Source organism: Actinoplanes auranticolor, assembly GCF_018332655.1.
Classification (GTDB): domain Bacteria; phylum Actinomycetota; class Actinomycetes; order Mycobacteriales; family Micromonosporaceae; genus Actinoplanes; species Actinoplanes auranticolor.
Window position 1 is genome coordinate 89,554 of sequence record NZ_BOQL01000057.1, and the last position, 20,472, is coordinate 110,025.

The window sequence follows — 20,472 nt, forward strand, 5'->3', positions numbered from 1 at the left end:
AGATCTTCGTACAGCACGCGGGCAATGTGCGGACGACTCACCACGTTTCACCCACGGGAGGTGAATAAGCCGCGCGTATCGGACAGTCCCCCGGAGGCGCGCTACGTTCGGGGTATGCCGAAGGCCATCTGGAACGACGAGATCATCGCCGAGAGCGACGACACCGTGGTAGTCGAGGGCGTCTACTACTTCCCGCGCTCCTCGGTGCGCGAGGACGTGCTGCGCCCCTCGGACACGCACACCGTCTGCCCTTGGAAGGGCAAGGCGTCGTACTACACGCTCGAGTCAGGTGAGCACGTCACGCCGGACGCGGTCTGGTTCTACCCGGAGCCCAAGCCCGACGCGAAGGCCGTCCGGGACCGCGTCGCGTTCTGGAAGGGCGTCAAGGTCGAGGTCTGAGGATCACCCACCGGCGCGGGCTCCCCAGGGGTCCGCGCCGTCTATCCGGTCCGGGCCCGCTATCCGATCCGCGGGTGCGCGTCCTCGATCGCCGAGACCTCCAGATAATCCAGCATGTCGCGCTGCTCGGCCTCGCCGAGGGCGTAGAACGCCTCGTAAGCAGAGGACCGCGAGTGCGGCGTCTCCGCCGCCAGCAGCGCGATGATCGCCGACCAGGCCAGCGAGACCCGGTCGAAGAGCCGCGCGGTCCGCAACGAGGTCAGCCGGCTCAGCATCGCCACCTTGGTCGCCGCGTCGTCGTCGGCCGCGATCCGGTCCGAGAGCTCGAACAGCGCCTTGCCCCGGTACGGATGCTCGGCCTCGACCAGCCGGGCCAGCTCGGCGTTGTCCATCCGGTCGACGGGCGGCGCGGGGCCCCGGCGCGGCAGCTGCGGCCGCGAGTCCTCAGCGGGCACGGCTGTCGCGCCCGCTCTCGAAACCCACGCCCGGCACCTGGTGCGGCAGCGTGGGACGGTTGGAGAAGGTGGGGAACGGCGGCGCCGGCATCACCGGGGCATCCGGCCGCTCGGGGCCGCCCTCGGCGTCTGCGGTCTCCTCGACCGTGGCGTCGATCTGATCGTGCACCTCGTCCTCCGAGCTCGTCGCGCCCTCCACGTTCCGTCCCAGCACAGTTTGTCCTCCGTTGCCGACTTTTGCTGTGTTGGCGTCCTATGAGATCACGCCGCGTCAACCCCGGCGAGCGCAGCGTCCGGGAACGCCCGGACATCACCCGACCCGGCGACCGCCGTAATGTGGCGGCAATACATTGATCGTCGCCGGTCGGCCCGCAGCGCCGGCCCCGAGGTGAGGGTAGGTGCCCGTGGACGGGGGTACGAGCACCACCGGTGCGACACCCGAGTGGCGGTCCGCCATGGTGGACGTGTCCGGGCTGTCCCTGGCGGAGCTCGCCGCGGCGGGTGCGCCCGCGCCGGACGACGACTCGGTGCTGGCGCACTGCCTACGCCGGCTGGCCGACGATCTGGCCCGGCCGGGCGAGCCGATCGCCGGCTTCAACTCGGCCCTCTGAGACCGTGGGTCCGACCGCCACCCTGCCGGTGCACCGGCTCAGCGACCCGGCGTTCGCGGCGCTCGCAGCCGGCCGCCCCGCTGCCGCCACCCTCGGCGAGCTGCGCCGATCCCAGCTCAGCAAGCATCTGCTCCTGCTCCGAGAGCTGGTCGCGGCCGGCGAAGTCCCGGGGTACGCCGCGCTGGTCGCCGCCGAGCGCGCGGACCCGGCCGGGATCCGCGCCCTGCTGTCCCGCCCGCTGGTCGGCGTGTGGGCCACCCGCCGCCTGAGTGCCCTGCGGACCGGCGCACCGGCGCCGGAAGCGCCGCCGGACTACCTGGCCTCGCTGGTGTCCGGCACGGCCGGGCGGCGGCTCACCGCCACCCACGACGGCCTGTCGATCACGGTACGGATCGAGGACAGCGACCCCCTGCGCGCCGGCCTGGGGCTCCCGCCCACCCCCACGCTGACCGCCGCGGAGCTGGACCGGTGGCAGCAGTTGCTGACCGGCGCCTGGCGCCTGCTCGTGGCGCAGCTGCGCCCGGACGCCGAGGTGCTGGCCACCGTGCTCGACTGCATCGTGCCGGTCGAGCCGGACCCGGCCGCCCGCGGGATCAGCGCCACCTCCGCCGACGCGTTCGGCGCCGTGGCGATGTCCGAGCCCGCCGACGCCACCGCGCTCGCCGTCGGCCTCCTGCATGAGACCCAGCACAGCCTGCTGAACGCGGTGCAGTACCTCTTCGATCTGCACGACCGGCCGGACGCTCTGGGCTACTCGCCGTGGCGTGACGACCCCCGTCCCGCCGCCGGCATCCTGCACGGCGCCTACGCCTACCTGACCGTGACCCGCTTCTGGCGGACCCGGCGGGCGGACCCGCTGGCGGCGTTCGAGTTCGCCCGCTGGCGTGCGGCCGTGCTGACCGCGGCGGACGGCCTGCTGGCCGGGGGCACGCTGACCGCCGCCGGTGCCCGCTTCGTCACCGCGCTGCGCGCCGAGGTGCGGTCGTGGCTCGCCGACGACGTCCCGGCGACCGTGGCCAGGCTCGCCACCGGCGCCAACGCCGACCATCACCTGCGCTGGCGGCTGCGCAACCACGAGGTGCGGCCCGGTGACGCCCGCCTGCTCGCGGACGCCTGGTCCCAGGGCCGGGCAGCGCCACGGATCGGGTCGCGGCTGCGCCCGGCGCCGCGCCGGGCGCTGGAGGCCAGCAGCCGGCTCGACCTCATCCACGCCACGCTGCGCGGCGGCCCGGCCCCGGCGGGTACGGCCGACGGTGACCTCGCCTACGTGCAGGGTGATGAGGCGGCGGCGCTGCGGGCGTACCGGAAAAGGGTCGTCGCGGACCCCGGGGACGACACGGCCTGGACCGGGCTCGCGCTCACCGCCGCCGGGAGCGCCCTGCGCGACGCGCCGGAGGTGGTCGCCGCCGTCCACCGCGCGCTGGGCGACCCTTCCGTCGATCCGCTGGCCCTGGCCAGCTGGCTTTCTTCCTGAGGTTCGCTCAGGTACGCCGCTGTCGCACCGATCATGGCTCCTGTCGGAGGTGAGTCATGGGTCGGACCGGGAAGACCATGGATCGTGTACGCCGGGCTGTCGACGGCGCCATGATCTTCACGTCACTGCTGCTGCTCGCCTGGCCCGCGATGGCCGGCGACGCGCGTGGTGCCGCCGCGCTGTCCATCGGCACCGGCACGGTCGTGCTCCTCAGCGTGGGCGTGCTCGCGCTGACCCGGCGCTGGCCGCTGGTGCAGTACACCCCGGTCGCCGCCGCCCTGCTGACGGCCGCCTTCGAGCTGGCCCGGCACGGCACCGTCAGCCGCGGGCTGGCCTGGCTGGTCCTGGCCGTCGCGGCGATCATCCTGGTCCGGCAGTTCCTCGGCGCCCGCACCAACGAGGGCCTGGTCCGTGACCTCACCCGCCAGCGGGCCCAGCTCGCCCGGCAGGCGTTCCGCGACCCGCTGACCGAGCTCGGCAACCGCAAGCTCTTCATGGACCACGCCACCGACGCCCTCGCGGACGCCGACGACACGATGACCGCCGTGATCCTGTTCGACCTGGACGGGTTCAAGGAGGTCAACGACACGTACGGGCACGCCACCGGCGACGAGCTGCTGCGCACCGCGGCGGAACGGCTCACCGCGAACGTGCGGACCAACGACACCGTGTCCCGCCTCGGCGGCGACGAGTTCGTGGTGCTGCTGCCGCGCCTGGTCGACGACCGGATCGCCGACACCGTCGCTCACCGGATCCTGCGGGACCTGAGCCAGCCGCTGGTCGTCGGCGACACCGTGCTGACCATCCCGGCCAGCGCCGGCATCGCCCTGACCCGGGGCAGCGGCATGGCCGTCGACGACGTGATGCGTGAGGCCGACCTGGCGCTCTACCAGGCCAAGGCCGACGGCAAGGGCGTCGCCCGGCGCTTCGACCCGGCCCAGTTCGCGGTGGCCGAGAAGCGCCGGCAGGAGGAGGCGGACCTGCGCCGCGCCCTCGACGCCGGTGAGTTCGAGGTGCACTATCAGCCGATCGTCGACCTGGACGGCGAGCGTACGGTCGGCGTCGAGGCCCTGGTCCGCTGGAACCATCCCGAGCGTGGCCTGCTGCCCCCGGTGGCGTTCCTGGACCTGGCCGAGACGCTGGGCCTGCTCCCGCGGCTGGGTGGCTGGGTGCTCGAGGAGGCGTGCCGGCAGGCCGCGGTGTGGCAGGTCCAGGAGCCGGGCTTCGAGCTCAACGTCAACCTGTCGGCCAGCCAGCTCGGCAACCCCGCGCTGGTCGACGAGGTCCGCGCCGTACTGGAGCGCACCGGCCTGCCGCCCGCGCTGCTGGTGCTGGAGCTGACCGAGTCGGTCGCGCTGGTCGACCTGATCGAGTCGGCCCGGGTGCTGAGCGCGCTCAAGAGCCTCGGCGTCCGGATCGCGCTGGACGACTTCGGCACCGGCTTCTCGTCGCTGAGCCACCTGGGCACCCTGCCGGTCGACGTCGTGAAGATCGACAAGTCGTTCGTGCAGGCCATGCAGGAGGGCAACGGCGCGTCGGTGGCCGAGGCCGTGCTGCAGATCGCCCGGACCTTCAACCTGGCGCCGGTCGCCGAGGGCGTCGAGGACGCCGCCCAGGCCAGCCGGCTGCGCGAGCTCGACTGCGCCCAGGCCCAGGGCTACCACTTCGCCCGGCCGATGCCGGCGGCCGACCTGACCTCGCTGCTGAGCAGGCAGTCCGCCCTGTCCGCGTAGGGCCTACAGCGGGGGCGGCTCGATCTCGGTCTCCAGGCGGATCCCGGCCAGCGCGCGGACCGGCACCGGGTGGCCCTCGCCGTACGCCTTCTGCAGCTCCTCGACGGCGGCGTCCATCGACGGCTCGTCGCCGGCGTCCAGCGCCACGTTGAACGCGCTGGCCAGGGTGTCCGGATGCGAGGGCCCCCGCACCGTCCGCGAACGGGAGACCGTGTCCAGCGCGATCTCGCGGGCCTGCTGCGCCTCGCCGGTGGCCAGCAGATCCGCGGCGAGGCCGTTCGCGCAGCTCAACGTGAACGGGTGGTCCGCGCCCACGCTGCGCCGCAGCCCGCCCAGCGCCTCGGTGTCGATCGTGCGGGCCTCCGCGAACCGGCCGATGGCCCGCACCACCCCGGCCAGGTCCGCCGCCGCGGCCAGCGTGAACGGGTGCTCGTCGCCCAGCACCGCGTGGTACCGGACCACCGCGCGTTCCAGCAGCCGGTGCGCCTCCTGCAGGTCACCGTCCTCGCGGGCACAGTTGGCCAGCGACACCAGCGCCCCGAGCGTCTCCACGTTCAGGTCACCGAACTTCTGCCGGTACAGCTCCGCGTTGGTCGCGGCCAGCTCACGGGCCTGGGGCAGCCCGCGCCGCCGGGCCGCGACGGCCGCGAACCGCCCGGCCCACAACGCCATCGGATGGTCGGCGCCGAGGGCTTCGCCGTGCCCGTTGGCCAGCAGCGCGCTGGCGCCCGCGTAGTCGCCCAGGCCGATCAGGTCGAACGCCAGCCCGGCCCGGGAGGACAGGGTCTCGGGATGGCCCTCGACGAAGATCATCTGCCGGTGCCGCAGCACCTGCTCGTCCAGCGCCCGGGCGCCGCGGAAGTCGCCGAGCAGCCGCAGGTCGACCGCCAGGTTGTTGGCGCAGCGCAACGCGGTCGGGAAGCTCTCGCCGAACAGCCGGCGGTAGCGGACCAGGTTGTCCGCGTCGAGCTGGCGGGCCTGGCCGAAGTGGCCCTGCATCCGCAGGTCGGCGCCCACGCTGTTGGCCGTGGCGAGGGTCGTCTCGTCGTCACCGCCGAGCGCCTCCCGCTGCGAGCGCAGGGTCTGCGCGTTCAGGACCCGGGCGTCCGCCGTGCGCCCGACCGCCCGCAACGCGTTGGCCAGGTGGAACGACGCCAGCAGGGTCTGCTCGTCGGTCTCGCCGAGACTGTCGCGCCAGCGCGCCACCGCCTGGCTCGCGAGATCCCGGCTGGAGTCCCAGTCGCCGCGGGCGTACAGGAAGCGGATGCAGTTGATCACCAGCTGGCGGATCTCCTCGGCGTCGCCGCCGAGCACGTCGGAGTGGACCAGGTGGGGGACGATGGCCGCGTACCGGGTCCAGTGGGCGGGGTTGTCCGGGTCGCCGGGGTCGGCGGCGGCGAGCATGGCCCGCACCGTGCGGAGCAGGGCGGCGTGCCGCTCCGAGCTGAGCTGCTGGCCCAGCATGCCCCGGACCAGCGGATGCACCAGCACGCTGTCGCCGGGCGGGTCGAGCTCGGCCAGCCCGTGCCGGCCGATCAGGCGCAGCGCGGCCTTGAGCCGGCGCTCGATGCGCACCGTACGGGCCAGCTCGGGCGGCACCAGGCCCCGGGCCGCCCAGAGCAGCTCCCACGACACGGGCGCGCTGGCCAGGAAGGCACAGAGCTCGAGCAGCTCCACGGCGGCCGGTGAGGCGTCCCGCAGCGCGTCGGCGGCCAGCCCCCACGCCACCCGGATCGGCGTCGGGAACGCCAGCTCGGCGGCCCGCTCGTCGTAGTGCCGCAGATAGTCGCCGACACTCCAGCCGGTGGCCGCACGGACCGCGGCGGCCAGGTCCAGCGCCATGGGCACGTCGTCGAGGCGCTCGGCGAGCCGCTCGGCGTCGCCGGTGGACAGCTCCGCGGTACGCCGGCGCAGGAAGTCGACGCTGTCCGTACGGTCGAACACCGGCACGGGCACCGCCTGCGCCACCTCGGAGGTCCACCGCGGGTTGCGCGAGGTGACCAGCACGTGGCCGGCGCCGCTGGGCAGGTACGGCTTGATGTCCTCGGGCCGGTTCGCGTTCTCGAAGACGACCAGCCAGTTGCGGTACGGCTCACCGCGGCTCAGCGCGTCCCGGACCGCGCCCAGCGTACGGTTGATGTCGCGGGCCTCGGGCAGCTTGAGCTCGCTGGCCAGCCCGACCAGCGCGGCGCGCATGCCGGCGGTCTGCTCGGCCGGGATCCACCAGACCAGGTCGTAGGTGTCGGCGTAGCGGTAGGCGTACTCGACCGCGAGCTGGGTGCGCCCGGTGCCGCCGAGCTGATGCTCGGCCGCGGGCAGCAGCACCACCGGGCCGTTGCCGAGCAGCCCGCGCACGTCGGCGAGCAGGCTCTCCCGGCCGACGAAACGCGGATTACGCGGCGGCAGCCCACCCCGGATCGGCACGCCGCCCTCCCCACTGGTGACTCGGCCATCTACTGTCGTTGTGCCGATTACCGTACGTGGAATCGTCACCACAGCGAAAGCTTGCGCCGAACGGAAAGGCCCCGGTGTCCGAGGAACTCGTAACCAGTCTCGACCGCGACGCCGACGTGGTCACCGTGCGCCTGCACGGAGAGGTCGACGTCCTGAACGTCGACCGGGTGCGTGTCTGTCTGGTGGAGGCGCTGGAGAGCCGGCCCGGCACCGTCGTGGTCGACCTCGCGGAGCTGTCCTTCATCGACTCGACCGGACTGGGAGCGATCATCTTCGGCTTCCAGCGGGCCCGGGACCAGGGGGTGGAGTTCCGGCTGGCCCGTCCCAGCCGCGGGGTCCGGCAGATCCTGGTGCTCAGCGGGGTGCTGGAAGTCATCACCCTGACCGAGTGAGGACGATCAAGAGCTTCATGTCGTAGGTCCGTGCGGATAACTGACCGTCGCTCCCGCCGATTGCCGGCTGCGTGCGCCAAGACGCCGATCGGGCGCGGGCCTGCGGCCCGCGCCCGATGAGAGCAGGGTCAGCCGACCCAGACGAATTCGCGGGCCGGGATCGACGCCGCGACGGCCGCCGAGCGGAAGTTGTTGTTCACCGTGTTCGCTTCGGTGGCGTTCGGGTTGGGGTTGCGGCAGGACACCGGGGCGCTGCTGCCGGACATCAGGTCGTTGCACAGGCCGGTACGGCGGTCCGGCAGGCCGAGGAGGTGGCCGAACTCGTGCGCCGCGATCCGGGGCTGGTAGTAACCGTCGTTGACCGCCTCGCGGCCCATGTACCACCGGCCGTTGCCCAGGGAGGTCGTGTAGGCGCGGGGCCAGCCGTTGTCGGCGTACACCCGGATGTTCGGGGTCCGGCCGGCCGGTACCGGCTGAAGCTGGACGTTGGTGACCCGGCTGTTCCAGATCTGGGCGCCCTGGTTGACGACCGCGATGAATTCCTGGGCCTGGCTGGCGTCGTAGTAAAGGATGCGGGGTGCCGCGGCCGCCGGCCCGGCGGTGGTGACCTGCAGACCGGCCAGCATCGCGACGGCCGCCAGCGCGGCGGACAGTCTCTTGCGCAGCATTTCGGGGGACCTCCCTGGGGTGGTGGGACGGGTGTCCACACCGTAGCCAGAGAAAGACCCTTATCGATGCCTTGCGGTCATACCGGTTGCCGCCTCATCGCCGTGTGATGATGCCCGCCGGCGCTCAGGAGGCCGGCGCCGCCGACGTGGTAGCGGCCGGGAAGGCCAGGCCGATTCCCGGGCCGGCCGGGCCGACGTCCTTGCGGCGCTTGCCCAGCAGCAGCATCAGGGAGAGCAGCGAGGCCAGCAGGGCCAGCGCGCCGGCGCCGTACCAGGCCGCGTCGTAGGTGCCGAGCTGGTCGCGGACCAGACCGGCCGAGGTGGCCGCGATCGCCGCGCCGAACTGGTGCGAGGCGAACACCCAGCCGAAGACCACCGCGCCGCCGGCCCCGAAGTACTCCCGGCACAGCGCGACCGTCGGCGGCACCGTGGCGACCCAGTCCAGCCCGTAGAACAGGATGAACACCACCATGGAGGGGTGCGCGGTCGCCGCGAACAGCGACGGCAGCACCAGCAGGGACAGTCCGCGCAGCGCGTAATAGCCGGCGAGCAGCCAGCGGCTGTCCACCCGGTCGGTGAGCCAGCCGGAGGCGATGGTGCCGATGATGTCGAACAGGCCGACCAGCGCGAGCAGGCTCGCCGCGGTCGTCTGGGTCATCCCGTGGTCGTGCGCGGCCGGGATGAAGTGCGTGCCGACCAGTCCGTTGGTGGTCGCGCCACAGATCGCGAAACCGCCCGCGAGCAGCCAGAACGGCCGGGTCCGGGCGGCCTGGCCCAGGGAACGCAACGCGACGCGCACCGCGCCGCCGGGTGCCGCGGCGGGCAGCGAGGCCACGTCGTCGGGTCCGGCGCCGTACGCGGTCATCCCCAGATCCGCGGGCCGGTCCCGCAGCCGCCACCAGACCAGCGGCACCACCGAGAGCGCGACCGCCGCCACCGTGAGCGCGGCGACCCGCCAGCCGTGGGCGCCGGTGAGCCGGGCCAGCAGCGGCAGGAAGACCAGCTGCCCGGCCGCGCCACCCGCGGTCAGCACGCCCACGACCAGTCCGCGGCGGGCCACGAACCAGCGGTTGGCCACGACCGCGACGAAGCCCAGCGCCATCGAGCCGGTGCCCAGCCCGACCAGCACGCCCCAGCAGAGGATCAGCTGCCAGCTCTGCTCCATGAAGACGGTCAGCCCGCTGCCGGCCGAGACCAGCACCAGGGCACCGGCCACCACCCGGCGGATGCCGAGCTTCTCCATCAGCGCCGCCGCGAACGGGGCGGTGAGGCCGTACAGCAGGAGGTTGACCGAGACCGCCGCGGAGATCGTGCCCAGCGACCAGCCGAACTCGTCGTGCAGCGGTTGCAGCATGACCGACGGGGTGGCACGGAAGCCGGCGGCACCGACCAGCGCGATGAACGCGACGGCGGCGACGAGCCAGGCGGGATGCAGACGGCGAAGGGTCACCCGGTCATTCTGCGGAGGTGGAGACGGACGGACGAGTGGCCGAGAGGCCATCATGCGCAAGAATCGGGCCATGGTGCATTCCGTGGCGATGCTGGCCCTCGACGGCGTGGTCGGCTTCGACCTCGGCGTCCCCCCGCAGGTCTTCGGCGCGGCCCGGGACGCCGGCAACGGCTTCCTCTACTCGGTGACCACCTGCGGCGACGGCCCCGGCCCGGTACGCCCGGAGCGCGGCGGCTTCCTGGTCGTCCCGGACCACGACCTGAGCCCGCTGGCCACCGCCGACACCGTGCTCGTGCCCGGGGTCAGCGGTGGCACCACGATGACCGACGGCAAGGTCTCCCCGGCCGTCACCGAGGCCCTGCGCGCCGCCCACGCGCGCGGCGCCCGGATCATCTCCATCTGCACCGGCGCCTCGGTGCTGGCCGCGGCCGGCCTGCTCGACGGGCGCACCGCCGCCAGCCACTGGGCCTGGGCCAAGCGGCTGACCCGGCTGTACCCGCAGGTCCACTGGGACTTCGACGTGCTGTTCGTGGACGACGGCGACGTGCTCACCTCGGCCGGGGTGGCCGCCGGCGTGGACCTGTGCCTGCACGTGATCCGGCAGGACCACGGCTCGCTGGTGGCGAACCAGGCGGCCCGGCGCTGCGTGGTGGCCCCGTGGCGCGACGGCGGCCAGGCGCAGTACATCGAGCAGCCGGTACCGGCGGTGGCGGGCTCCGGCACCGAGCCGGCCCGGGCCTGGGCGCTGAGCCGGCTGGCCGAGCAGGTGAGCCTGGAGGACCTGGCCGGGCACGCCCGGATGAGCGTGCGCACGTTCACCCGCCGGTTCCGCGACGAGACCGGGCTCAGCCCGCTGCAGTGGCTGCTGCAGCAGCGGGTCGCGCACGCCCGGCTGCTGCTGGAGTCGACCGACCTGAGCGTCGACGTGGTGGCCCGGCGTGCGGGGCTGGGCAGCGCGACAGCCCTGCGCCAGCACCTGCGGGCGACGATCGGCGTCGCACCGTCGGCCTACCGGCGGGCGTTTCGTCAGACGTAACCAGGGCCTCAGGAAAAGTCGGAAGTGTCCGATGGGACGGACGTACCGGTGTACGTACCGTTCCCGAAGGATGTCATGGACCAGACCTTCCGCCCGCTGCTCGACGCGCTGAAGCAGATCGGTATCGACCCGGTCGCGGTGGACGCCGCGGCCGACGAGGCCCAGCGCAGCGGCCGGTCGGTGCGGGCGGTCCTGATCAACGACCAGGTCGTCACCGAGGAGCAGCTGACCTCGGCCGCCGCGGCCGCGTTCGGCATCAACACCCTCGACCTGGTCGGTTACTCGCCGGACCCGGCCGCGCTCAAGCGCATCCCCCTCCCCGTCGTGCTCCGTCACCGGGTCCTCGGGCTGTCGATCAACGACGGCGAACTGGTCGTCGGGGTGACCGACCCCGGCGACGTGGTCGCGCTCGACGACATCCGCGCCTCCACCGGCATGACCATCCGCCCGGTCGTGGTGGCCCGCAGCGAGGTTCGCCGGATCATCGAGCGACTGCAGCGCGAGTCCAGCGACCTGGGCGACCTGGCCGACAGCTCGCTCGACGAGCAGCCGATGGCGGCCCAGGCGACCAGCGCGGACGACGCGCCGATCGTGCGGTACGTCAACAACCTGATCGAGCAGGCCGTCCAGAACCGCGCGTCGGACCTGCACCTGGAGCCCACCGAGGACGAGATGCGGGTGCGCTACCGCATCGACGGCGTGCTGCACGAGCTGGACACGGTGCCGCGTGGCGTGATGGCGGCGCTGACCTCCCGCCTGAAGATCATGTCCGGCGTCGACATCACCGAGCGGCGCATCCCGCAGAACGGCCGGATCACCGTCACGATCCGGGATCGCCAGGTGGACCTGCGGACGGCGACGCTGCCGACGGTCTGGGGCGAGAAGATCGTTCTGCGGGTGCTCGACACCGGCGGCATCGACCTGGACCTCGCCAAGCTGGGCTTCACCCAGCACAACCTCAACCGCTTCTCCGAGTCCTTCAGCAAGCCGCACGGCATGCTCCTGGTCACCGGCCCGACCGGCTCCGGAAAGTCCACCACCCTGTACGCGACCCTGGGCCGGATCAGCAAGCCGGAGATCAACGTCATCACCGTCGAGGACCCGGTCGAGTACCGCCTGCGCGGCGTGAACCAGGTGCAGGTCAACGCCAAGGCCGGCCTGACGTTCGCGGCCGTGCTGCCGGCGATCCTGCGCTCCGACCCCGACGTCGTGCTGATCGGTGAGATCCGCGACGGCAACACCGCCCAGATCGCCGTCGAGGCGTCGCTCACCGGCCACCTCGTTCTCTCCACTCTGCATACCAACGACGCACCCGGCGCGGTCACCCGGCTCACCGAGATGGGCATCGAGCCGTTCCTGGTTGGTTCGTCACTGGACTGTGTGCTGGCCCAGCGGCTGGCCCGGCGGCTCTGCGACTGGTGCAAGGAGGCGTACCTGCCGACCGACGAGGAGCTCGAGGGCGCCCGCTGGCCGCTGCAGGACCTCAAGATCCCCGAAGCGCTCTACCGGCCGGTGGGCTGCCGCAACTGCGCCAACACGGGCTACCGCGGCCGGGTCGCACTGCACGAGGTCATGCCGATCTCGCCGGAGATCGAAACGCTGACCATCCGCCGCGCGTCCTCCAACGAGATCCGCGAAGTGGCCCTCGACCAGGGCATGTACGAGCTGCGCGCGGACGGTCTGGCCAAGGCCGCCGGCGGCTTGACCTCCCTACGGGAGGTGTCGCGTGTCGCCGTCTGAACCCGGCCGGCGACAGGCTACTCCACCGCCCCGGGGCACGGGTGTTTCCGCCCGAACAGGTCCTAAACCAACCCGCCGCCATGCCGAATTAGGGGGCGTCAGACTTCACGACGAGATTGTCGGTGCAGCTCATGTACACGCTCGACCATGAGATACCGCTCCAGGCGGCATCGGTGGACCCGACCGCACCGGGCCCGGACGACCTGGCCGTGCTGGACCAGATGCTGATCTCGCTCGTCGAGTCGCGCGGCTCCGACCTGCACCTGACCGTCGGCTCCCCGCCGATGATCCGGGTGGACGGAAGCCTGCGCCCGCTGCCCGGCTACGGCAAGCTCAACTCCGCCGACACCGCAATGCTCGCCCGCGCCGCCGTGTCGACCCAGCAGTGGGCGACATTCCAGCGCGAGCAGGAGATGGACTTCGCGCACAGCATCACGGGTGTCTCCCGGTTCCGCGGCAACCTGTACATCCAGCGCAACTCCTGTGGCGCGGTCTTCCGCGCCATTCCGCACACGATCAAGCCGCTGGACGAGCTCGGCATGCCGGAATCGGTGACCCGCTTCGCCCACCTGCCGCGCGGCCTGGTGCTGGTGACCGGCCCGACCGGTTCCGGCAAGACCACCACCCTCGCCTCGGTGCTGGACCTGGCCAACCGCAGCCGTTCGGCGCACATCATCACCATCGAGGACCCGATCGAGTTCCTGCACCCGCACAAGCGCAGCCTGGTCAATCAGCGCGAGGTCGGCTCGGACACCGAGACCTTCCCGCAGGCACTCAAGCACGCGCTGCGCCAGGACCCCGACATCATCCTGGTCGGCGAGCTGCGTGACCTCGAGACGACCGCGACGGCGCTGACCGCCGCGGAGACCGGTCACCTCGTGCTGGCGACCCTGCACACGCAGAGCGCGACCCAGACGATCGACCGGGTCATCGACATCTTCCCGCCGCACCAGCAGCTGCAGATTCGCGCCCAGCTCGCGGCCAGCCTGCAGGGTGTCGTCACGCAGGCCCTGGCACCCCGGGCCGATGGCAAGGGCCGGACGGTGATCTGCGAGATCCTCACCGCGACACCGGCCATCCGCAGCCTGATCCGCGAGGGTAAGTCGCACCAGATCCCGTCCTTCATGCAGGCCGGCGGCAACGACGGCATGTTGGCGTTCGACCAGCACCTGGCTGAACGCGTCCGCGAGGGCGTGGTCTCCATGCAGGCGGCGCTGGAGATCTGCCACTCCCAGGAAGAGCTCAAGCGCCTGATCGGACGGATGTGACATGCCGGCCACCAAGACCTTCCACTACAACAGCATCGACGCCCACGGCCGCAAGCTGAAGGGCACCGTGGAGGCAGCGAACGAGACCGCGGCCACCCAGATGCTGCGGTCCCGCGGCGAGGTGCCGCTGGAGCTGAGCCAGGCCGGCCAGGGCATGAACCGGGATCTCAAGATTCCCGGCCTGGGCAACCGAACCAAGCTGAAGGACCTGGCGGTCTTCGCCCGGCAGTTCGCCACGATGACGGCGTCGGGCATGTCGCTGCTGCGTTCACTGGCGATCCTGGAGGAGCAGACCACTGCGGTTTCGCTCAAGAAGGCGACCAGCGAGATGCGGTCGGATGTCTCCGGTGGCGTGTCGCTGTCGACCGCCATGGGCAAGCACGACAAGGTCTTCCCCCGCCTGATGGTCGCCATGGTTCGCGCCGGTGAGGCGGGCGGCATGATCGACAGCGCGCTCGAGCAGGTCGCCGCCAGCCTGGAGAAGGACACCGCGCTGCGCGGCAAGATCAAGGGCGCGCTGACCTACCCGGCGATCGTGCTGGGGTTCACCGTCGTGATGATCGCAGCCGTACTGATCTTCATCGTGCCGATCTTCGAGCAGATGTTCCAGAATCTGGGCGGCGAGATGCCGGCGATCACCCAGTTCCTCGTTGATGCGAGCCACAACATGTGGTGGATCGGGCCGCTGTTGCTCACCCTGGGCATCGGCGGGTCGGTGGCCTACAAACGGCAGCTGCGGCAGAGCGAGGACTTCCGGCTGAAGGTCGACCGGCTCAAGCTGGCCCTGCCGGTCTTCGGCCCCCTCTTCCGCAAGCTGGCGATGAGCCGGTTCTCGCGCAACCTGGGGCTGTTGCTCAACGTCGGCGTGCCCGTCATGCAGGCGCTGGCCGTGGTCGGCGAGACGACGGGCAACGAGGTCATCGCCATGGCCATGCGCGACGTCCAGTCGGCGGTACGCGACGGCCAGCCGATGTCCTCGGCCCTGCGCCACCACAAGGTCTTCCCCGAGATGGTCACCCAGATGATCGAGGTGGGAGAGGAAAGCGGCCAGATCAGTCAGATGCTCGACAAGGTTGCCGATTTCTACGACAGGGAAGTCGACAGCGCCGCCGAGTCCCTGACCGCCTCGATCGAACCGATCATGGTGCTCTTCATGGGAACCGTGGTCGGCGGAATGGTGATCTGTCTCTACCTTCCGATGTTCACCATTTACCAGAACATCCAGGGCTGACGCCTTGGAGCACCAGCCGACCGGTCCTCCGGTCACCCAGTCGGGCGCCCGAGCCCGGAGCACCTCATCCCCGACCCACCTTGACGCCCCACTGGAGGCACCCCCAATGCAGGACATCATCAGCCGGATGCGCGCGAAGAAGCAGGACGAGGGCTTCACCCTCATCGAGCTCCTGGTCGTCGTCGTGATCATCGGCGTGCTCGTCGCGATCGCCGTTCCGGTCTACCTCAACTACCGCCAGGGCGCCGCCGACAAGTCGGCCCAGTCCGACGTCCGCGGCGCGATCAGCGCGGTGGAGCAGTACTACACCGAGAACGGCAACGCGTACCCCAACGCCGCGGTCAACGTCGACAACAAGGACGGCGAGACCTCGAGCAAGGAACTCGCGACCGGTTCCTCGCAGAAGTTCACAGTGTCGGACAAGACCGAGCTGCAGTACGTCCCGGGCGCCAACGGCGCGTACAAGATCTGTGCCACCAACGACGGTGGCAGCGGGAAGTTCTACCTCTACGACAGCACCCAGGGCGGCTCGGTGACGGAGTCGGACGACCTCTCGACCACCAACTTCGGCACCTGCGGTGGCACCGCCCCCACCACTCCCTGATCCAGGCGAGTGTCCGGATCCCACCGCGAGACCTGAGGAGGACTCATGTCGCAGCTGCTCCCGCTGCTGCTCGGCATCGTCGGCCTGCTCGGTCTCGCGGTGGGATCGTTCCTGAACGTCGTGATCCACCGCGTACCCCGCGACGAATCACTGGTCCACCCGGGTTCGCACTGCCCGCACTGCGGTAATGCCGTCCGCAACCGGCACAACATCCCGGTCGTCGGCTGGCTGCTGCTGCGCGGTCGATGCGCGGATTGCCGGGCGCCCATCAGCGCCCGGTACCCCCTCGTCGAGGCCGGTACCGCCGTTCTGTTCATCGCGGTGGCGGCGAAGTTCGGCTGGTCGTGGGAGCTGCCGGCATACCTGTATCTCGCGGCGATCGCCGTGGCGCTCGCCGCCATCGACCTCGACGTGCTGCGACTGCCCGACCAGATCGTGCTGCCCTCGTACGGCATCGCACTCGTGCTCATGGCGCCCGCGATCATCGCCGGGCACAACTGGGACGCCGCGGTGCGCGGTCTGCTGGCGGCCGGCGCCCTCTACGCGTTCTACCGCCTCCTGGCGCTGGTCCCCCGCAGCATGGGCCGTGGCGACGTGAAACTGGCCCCCCTGCTCGGCCTATACCTCGGCTGGCTGGGCTGGAGCTCGGTCGTGATCGGCACGTTCGCCGGATTCCTCTTCGGCGGGGTGGTCGGGGCCGCGTTGCTGCTCCTGAGGATCGCGAAGGGCAAGAGCCGGATTCCTTTCGGTCCGTCCATGCTCGCCGGCACGCTCCTGGCCGTCTTCGCGGCGGCTCCGATCGCGGACTGGTACCTGGCCCTGCTCGTTCCGACCGCCTGAAGAGGAAAGGAAACCGATGGCTGCCATCACTCCGATCGGGCTGGACATCGGCTCGTCGTCCATCCGCGCCGTCGAGGTACGGCGCGCCAAGGACGAATACACCCTCAACAACTTCGGCCAGGTGCCGCTGCCGCGCGGCACGGTGCAGGGCGGCGTGCTCGAGGATCCGGTCGCCCTGACCTCGGCGCTCAAGCAGCTCTGGGCCGCCTGCAAGTTCACCACCAAGAAGGTCAGGCTCGGGGTCACCAACCCGCAGCTCGTGGTCCGGGAGACCGCCGTCTCGAACCTGCCCGCCAAGGAGATGCGCAAGTCGTTGCCGTTCCAGGTACGCGACCTGCTGCCCCTGGCCGTCGAGCGCTCGTTGCTGGACTTCCGGCCGCTGGAGGAGCCGGGTAACAACCCGACCATCCGAGGGCTGCTCATCGCGATGCCGAAGGACGCCGTGAAGGCGCTCGTGCAGGCGGTCGAGAAGGCCGGCCTGCACGTCGTGAACGTGGACCTCTCTTCTTTCGCGCTGCTGCGCGCGGCGTCCCGGCTCGATGCGCAGGTGGAGGCAATCGTCGACATCGGTGCCGAGGTCACCAGCGTGGTCGTGCACGTCGACGGCGAGCCGCTGATCGTCCGCACGGTCCCGCGCGGCGGCATCGAGATCACCGAGAGCATCGCCGCCCGGCTGGGCATCCCGGCGGCCGAGGCCGAGGCCCTCAAGTGCCGCTTCGGCCTGCACGGCGACGGGCGCCCGGACACCGCCGCCGCGGCCGCCGACGCCATCCGGCCGTTGATCAGCGAACTGCGCAGCTCCTTCACGTACCTCGCCTCGGGCGAGCGGCAGAAGCAGGTCACCCGGGTGTCACTGTGCGGCGGCAGCGCGCTCATGCCCGGCCTGGCCGGGCACATCCAGCAGCAGCTCGGCGTCTCCGTCGTGTACGCCGACAGCGCCAGCCGCCTGCACGACACGCGCCGGTACCGCCAGCGCAGCTTCGACAGTTTCCTGCCCTCGGCGGCAGTGTCGATCGGCCTCACCCTGGGAGCAGCGGCCTGATGGCTACCACTCTGATGCCGGTCGACCCGGCGATGTCCCCGCAGCGCATCACCCGGCTGCTGACGATCTCGGCGAATCTGCTGCCCGACGAGATCATTGCGGCCCGCCAGGCCCGGCGTACCCGCGCCTGGGTGCTGATCGTGGTGTTCCTCGTCGCCTGCCTGTGCGCCGCGTGGGTGGTGCTGGCGAACCGGGAGAAGCAGGCAGCCGACCGTGAGTTGACCGTGGCGACCACCGAGGTCTTCGGGCTGCAACGCGACCAGCGCCAGTTCGCCTCCGTGGTCAAGGTGCGCAACGACACCGACCTGCTGAAGAAGCAACTCGGCACGGTCATGGCGAACGACCTCGACTGGGCCGCGCTGCTGACCCTGCTGCGCACCACGGGCGAGCCGTCAGACGTCATCGTGGCCGGCATCACCGGCAGTCTGGCGCAAGCCGGTGACAGCGGTAAGTCGGGCACCCTGCCGAGCACGAGCAAGTCCAGCTCGATCGGCTCGGTCGTCGTCACCGGGACCGCCCCCGACAAGGAGGCCGTCGCCGCGTACGTCGACCGGCTCGCCAAGCACAGCACGATCGCCAACCCGTACGTCACGAGCGTGACCTCCACCGCGGAAACCGGCGACGTCTCGTTCAGCCTCAACGTCGACATCACCCAGGCCGCGCTCTGTGGCCGCTTCGGGGAGCCCTGCCCCGGCACCGGGGGTAAATGATGGGAAGCCACGCCAACCGACTCTGGCTGCTCGCCGGCGTCCTCATCACCGCCCTGCTCGTCGCCGTGACGTACTTCCTCATGGTTGCTCCCACGTTCGCCGAGGCGGACGAGTTGGCCGAGCAGACCAGGACGGCTCGCACACAGGCGATCGGGCTCCGCGAGCGGCTCGTCGACCTGCAGGACAAAAAGAAGAACGAGAAGAAGCTCACGGCGACCCGGGACGCCTACCGCGACGCGTTGCCCTCCGGTTCGGGGGTTCCCGCCTTCCTGCGCCAGTTGCAGGCTGACGGCAGCGCGGTCGGCGTGAACGTCAGCGGGATCACCGTCGGCACCCCGGAGCCGATCGAGTCCGTCGGGGGCGTCTGGTCCATCCAGATCCAGTTGGTCGCCGACGGCACGGCTGCCGAGCTGAACAAGTTCCTCCAGCAGTTGCAGGGCAGCGCGCAGAAGCGGGCTGTCCTCATCGAGGCCACGACGCTGGAGGCCGACGCCAGCAGCACGACTAAGGACCAGCGGATCAACCTCACGGTACGGGCGTTCGTGGCCCCGCCGCTCGGCTCCGGCGCCCCGGCCGTCACGACCGACTGAGCGCTGCGGCAGGCCGGCAATCCTCAACTCCGACCGTCACCGACCGAAAGGACGGGCATGCCGACCGACGACCGAGCCAGCTCCCCCGTCCCGCCCGCGTCGTCCCGGCGCGCCGCGGGTGAGGGCGGCTTCTCGTTGGTCGAGGTCCTGGTCTCGCTGGCGATCATCGGCACGGTGATGGCCGCTTCCGTGCCGTTCCTGACCCGGTCCATGGCCGCCGGCGACCAGCAGGCCGATCAACAGGTCGCGATTCAGCTGGCCACCGACGGCCTCGAGCGGGTCCGCGCCCTCGATCCCACGGCGCTGCTCACGGGCCGCGGCCTGCCGGCGGTCACGCACCAGTGGAACACCGCCGCGCCGGCGGTGCAGCGGCACCTCGCCACGATGCAGATGGCCGCGGATCCCATGCTGCCGGAGGATTCCGCCGGTGGGTACTCGGCCCCGCTGCCGACCACACCCGCGCAGGTGACGATCGACAACACGAAGTACGACACCTGGTGGTATGTCGGCCGCTGCTGGCAGGCCAAGGTCCAGCCCGGCCAGTCCACCGTCGGCGTCTGCGGCAAGGTCGCGGAGGCGGACAAGGCGCCGTTTCTGCGGGTGATGGTGGCGGTCACCTGGAAGCAGCGCTCCTGCGAACCCGGGTTCTGTGCCTACCTCGCCTCGATGCTGGCCAGCGTCGCCGACGACCCGGTGTTCGACACCAAGCGGGCGGCACCCACGATCAAGGACCCGTCCGCACAGACCAGCCTCGTGGGTGACTCCGTCAACCTGCAGGTGCTGTCGACCGGCGGCCGGCTGCCGCTGAGCTGGTCGGTGACCGGGCTGCCCCCGGGCCTCACCCTGGCCACCGGCACCGGCCTGATCACCGGTACGCCGACCACAGCCGGCAGCTACACCGTCAAGCTCACGCTGACCGACCGGGACAAGCGAACGGACCTGTCGACCGTCACCTGGACGGTACGGCCCGTGCTGACCAGTCCCGGCGATCAGACCAGCCGCACGGGGACGGCGGTCGCCCTCCAGTTGCTCGGCGACGGCGGCCAGACGCCCATGACCTGGACGGCCACCGGTCTCCCGGCCGGTCTCAAGGTCAACTCGACGACCGGGCTGATCACCGGCACGCCGACCGCCGCGCAGCCGACCCCGACAACCCCGACCACGATCACGGTCAGCGGCGGTAACCCCGCGGCTGCCTCGTCCGCCACGTTCTTCTGGCGGGTGCTCACGCCGGTGACGTTGACCAACCCGGGCCCGCAGCAGGCCGTGAACGGCACCAACATCGGTGCGTTCACCACCGCCGCATCGGGTGGGCTGCGCCCGTACACCTGGACGGCACAGAATCTGCCGGACGGGCTGGCGATCGAGGCGTCGACCGGGAGGGTGACCGGCGTGATCCAGCACGGCACCCGGTACATCGCGACGGCCACGATCACCGACAGCGCCGGCGGCACCGCGACGATGAACGTCGTCGTCAGGGTCACGCCCAGCTCCGCCGGCGACCTGCAGGTGACCTACCCTGCACCGGCCGGTCCTGACCGCACGTCGGCCGTCAACACGCCGGCGAGCTTCACTGCGACGGCATCCGGCGCCACCCCCAGCGCATACACGTGGTCGGCTGTCGGTATGCCGCCCGGGGTGACGATGAACAGCGCCGGAGTGGTCGGTGGCACTCCCACGACCCGCGGCACCTACCCGGTCAAGCTGACCGTGCGGAGCACCGGCACAACCGCCGCTCACCTCATGTTCAGCTGGAGCGTGACGTGATGTGGTCC

The 20,472-nt window shown here is 71.3% G+C and carries 20 protein-coding genes; 15 read left to right on the plus strand and 5 right to left on the minus strand.

Translation table 11 applies throughout. The features are described 5' to 3' along the window. Positions 1-114: 114 nt before the first annotated feature. Complete coding sequence (locus Aau02nite_RS32960) at positions 115-399, plus strand: DUF427 domain-containing protein (RefSeq protein WP_212992511.1); 285 nt, start codon at positions 115-117, stop codon at positions 397-399. Positions 400-458: 59 nt separating this feature from the next. Here the strand turns inward: Aau02nite_RS32960 and Aau02nite_RS32965 are convergent, their stop codons facing one another. After that, positions 459-854: a hypothetical protein gene (locus tag Aau02nite_RS32965; protein ID WP_246595613.1), complete on the minus strand. Its 396-nt coding sequence runs from the start codon at positions 852-854 to the stop codon at positions 459-461. Further along, on the minus strand, positions 844-1,068 hold the full coding sequence (locus Aau02nite_RS32970) for a hypothetical protein (RefSeq protein WP_212992512.1): 225 nt from the start codon (positions 1,066-1,068) through the stop codon (positions 844-846). The genes Aau02nite_RS32965 and Aau02nite_RS32970 overlap by 11 nt, the downstream gene beginning before the upstream one ends. Before the next feature lie 184 nt (positions 1,069-1,252). On the opposite strand from Aau02nite_RS32970, the gene fxsA reads away from it, so the two are divergent. The 3 genes from fxsA to Aau02nite_RS32985 all read left to right on the plus strand — a co-directional run bounded on the left by fxsA (position 1,253) and on the right by Aau02nite_RS32985 (position 4,672). Continuing rightward, positions 1,253-1,465 (plus strand): FxSxx-COOH cyclophane-containing RiPP peptide, encoded by a 213-nt coding sequence (fxsA, locus tag Aau02nite_RS32975; protein WP_246595614.1) that lies wholly within the window; start codon positions 1,253-1,255, stop codon positions 1,463-1,465. Positions 1,466-1,469: 4 nt separating this feature from the next. Then, positions 1,470-2,939, plus strand: a complete 1,470-nt coding sequence (locus tag Aau02nite_RS32980) for an aKG-HExxH-type peptide beta-hydroxylase (protein WP_246595615.1) — start codon at positions 1,470-1,472, stop codon at positions 2,937-2,939. Positions 2,940-3,016: 77 nt separating this feature from the next. Then, the gene (locus Aau02nite_RS32985; protein WP_212992513.1) at positions 3,017-4,672 is read left to right on the plus strand and encodes a putative bifunctional diguanylate cyclase/phosphodiesterase; all 1,656 of its coding nucleotides are present in this window, start codon (positions 3,017-3,019) and stop codon (positions 4,670-4,672) included. Between the two features lie 3 nt (positions 4,673-4,675). On the opposite strand, the gene fxsT is transcribed toward Aau02nite_RS32985, so the two are convergent. Next, a complete protein-coding gene (fxsT, locus tag Aau02nite_RS32990) occupies positions 4,676-7,096 on the minus strand; it encodes an FxSxx-COOH system tetratricopeptide repeat protein (protein ID WP_212992514.1) in 2,421 nt (806 codons plus the stop codon). A 104-nt stretch (positions 7,097-7,200) separates the two neighbouring features. On the opposite strand from fxsT, the gene Aau02nite_RS32995 reads away from it, so the two are divergent. Further along, positions 7,201-7,518: an STAS domain-containing protein gene (locus Aau02nite_RS32995; RefSeq protein WP_212992515.1), complete on the plus strand. Its 318-nt coding sequence runs from the start codon at positions 7,201-7,203 to the stop codon at positions 7,516-7,518. Positions 7,519-7,646: 128 nt separating this feature from the next. On the opposite strand, the gene Aau02nite_RS33000 is transcribed toward Aau02nite_RS32995, so the two are convergent. Both Aau02nite_RS33000 and Aau02nite_RS33005 read right to left on the minus strand, forming a co-directional pair. Further along, a complete protein-coding gene (locus Aau02nite_RS33000) occupies positions 7,647-8,186 on the minus strand; it encodes a snapalysin family zinc-dependent metalloprotease (protein WP_212992516.1) in 540 nt (179 codons plus the stop codon). A 124-nt stretch (positions 8,187-8,310) separates the two neighbouring features. Further along, complete coding sequence (locus Aau02nite_RS33005) at positions 8,311-9,636, minus strand: MFS transporter (protein WP_246595616.1); 1,326 nt, start codon at positions 9,634-9,636, stop codon at positions 8,311-8,313. A 70-nt stretch (positions 9,637-9,706) separates the two neighbouring features. Between Aau02nite_RS33005 and Aau02nite_RS33010 the strand changes: the two genes are divergently transcribed. The 10 genes from Aau02nite_RS33010 (at position 9,707) to Aau02nite_RS33055 (ending at position 20,464) form a co-directional block, all read left to right on the plus strand. Further along, the gene (locus Aau02nite_RS33010) at positions 9,707-10,672 is read left to right on the plus strand and encodes a GlxA family transcriptional regulator (protein WP_246595617.1); all 966 of its coding nucleotides are present in this window, start codon (positions 9,707-9,709) and stop codon (positions 10,670-10,672) included. Positions 10,673-10,747: 75 nt separating this feature from the next. Continuing rightward, positions 10,748-12,412 (plus strand): GspE/PulE family protein, encoded by a 1,665-nt coding sequence (locus Aau02nite_RS33015; RefSeq protein ID WP_212992518.1) that lies wholly within the window; start codon positions 10,748-10,750, stop codon positions 12,410-12,412. 131 nt (positions 12,413-12,543) lie between these two features. Further along, positions 12,544-13,680, plus strand: a complete 1,137-nt coding sequence (locus Aau02nite_RS33020; RefSeq protein WP_212992552.1) for a type IV pilus twitching motility protein PilT — start codon at positions 12,544-12,546, stop codon at positions 13,678-13,680. Between the two features lies 1 nt (position 13,681). Beyond that, positions 13,682-14,911: a type II secretion system F family protein gene (locus Aau02nite_RS33025; RefSeq protein ID WP_212992519.1), complete on the plus strand. Its 1,230-nt coding sequence runs from the start codon at positions 13,682-13,684 to the stop codon at positions 14,909-14,911. Positions 14,912-15,017: 106 nt separating this feature from the next. After that, positions 15,018-15,515: a type IV pilin protein gene (locus Aau02nite_RS33030; RefSeq protein ID WP_212992520.1), complete on the plus strand. Its 498-nt coding sequence runs from the start codon at positions 15,018-15,020 to the stop codon at positions 15,513-15,515. 45 nt (positions 15,516-15,560) lie between these two features. Then, complete coding sequence (locus tag Aau02nite_RS33035) at positions 15,561-16,355, plus strand: prepilin peptidase (protein WP_212992521.1); 795 nt, start codon at positions 15,561-15,563, stop codon at positions 16,353-16,355. A gap of 16 nt (positions 16,356-16,371) precedes the next feature. Further along, positions 16,372-17,397, plus strand: a complete 1,026-nt coding sequence (gene pilM, locus Aau02nite_RS33040) for a type IV pilus assembly protein PilM (RefSeq protein WP_212992522.1) — start codon at positions 16,372-16,374, stop codon at positions 17,395-17,397. Beyond that, positions 17,397-18,107: a PilN family protein gene (locus Aau02nite_RS33045; RefSeq protein WP_212992523.1), complete on the plus strand. Its 711-nt coding sequence runs from the start codon at positions 17,397-17,399 to the stop codon at positions 18,105-18,107. The genes pilM and Aau02nite_RS33045 overlap by 1 nt, the downstream gene beginning before the upstream one ends. Continuing rightward, positions 18,104-18,697 carry a hypothetical protein gene (locus Aau02nite_RS33050; protein ID WP_212992524.1) on the plus strand — a complete coding sequence of 198 codons (594 nt, stop codon included), beginning with the start codon at positions 18,104-18,106 and terminating at the stop codon, positions 18,695-18,697. Before Aau02nite_RS33045 ends, Aau02nite_RS33050 begins: the two co-directional genes overlap by 4 nt. 57 nt (positions 18,698-18,754) lie before the next feature. Beyond that, positions 18,755-20,464, plus strand: a complete 1,710-nt coding sequence (locus Aau02nite_RS33055) for a PulJ/GspJ family protein (RefSeq protein ID WP_212992525.1) — start codon at positions 18,755-18,757, stop codon at positions 20,462-20,464. Positions 20,465-20,472 lie beyond the last annotated feature (8 nt).

What these genes read in the sequence shown, in the direction of transcription:
- Aau02nite_RS32960 (WP_212992511.1), top strand. Translation starts at nt 115, where the DNA reads ATGCCGAAGGCCATCTGGAACGACGAGATCATCGCCGAGAGCGACGAC.
- Aau02nite_RS32985 (WP_212992513.1), top strand. Translation starts at nt 3,017, where the DNA reads ATGGATCGTGTACGCCGGGCTGTCGACGGCGCCATGATCTTCACGTCA.
- Aau02nite_RS33000 (WP_212992516.1), bottom strand. Translation starts at nt 8,186, where the DNA reads ATGCTGCGCAAGAGACTGTCCGCCGCGCTGGCGGCCGTCGCGATGCTG.
- Aau02nite_RS33010 (WP_246595617.1), top strand. Translation starts at nt 9,707, where the DNA reads ATGGTGCATTCCGTGGCGATGCTGGCCCTCGACGGCGTGGTCGGCTTC.
- Aau02nite_RS33015 (WP_212992518.1), top strand. Translation starts at nt 10,748, where the DNA reads ATGGACCAGACCTTCCGCCCGCTGCTCGACGCGCTGAAGCAGATCGGT.
- Aau02nite_RS33020 (WP_212992552.1), top strand. Translation starts at nt 12,544, where the DNA reads ATGTACACGCTCGACCATGAGATACCGCTCCAGGCGGCATCGGTGGAC.
- Aau02nite_RS33025 (WP_212992519.1), top strand. Translation starts at nt 13,682, where the DNA reads ATGCCGGCCACCAAGACCTTCCACTACAACAGCATCGACGCCCACGGC.
- Aau02nite_RS33030 (WP_212992520.1), top strand. Translation starts at nt 15,018, where the DNA reads ATGCAGGACATCATCAGCCGGATGCGCGCGAAGAAGCAGGACGAGGGC.
- Aau02nite_RS33035 (WP_212992521.1), top strand. Translation starts at nt 15,561, where the DNA reads ATGTCGCAGCTGCTCCCGCTGCTGCTCGGCATCGTCGGCCTGCTCGGT.
- pilM (WP_212992522.1), top strand. Translation starts at nt 16,372, where the DNA reads ATGGCTGCCATCACTCCGATCGGGCTGGACATCGGCTCGTCGTCCATC.
- Aau02nite_RS33045 (WP_212992523.1), top strand. Translation starts at nt 17,397, where the DNA reads ATGGCTACCACTCTGATGCCGGTCGACCCGGCGATGTCCCCGCAGCGC.
- Aau02nite_RS33050 (WP_212992524.1), top strand. Translation starts at nt 18,104, where the DNA reads ATGATGGGAAGCCACGCCAACCGACTCTGGCTGCTCGCCGGCGTCCTC.
- Aau02nite_RS33055 (WP_212992525.1), top strand. Translation starts at nt 18,755, where the DNA reads ATGCCGACCGACGACCGAGCCAGCTCCCCCGTCCCGCCCGCGTCGTCC.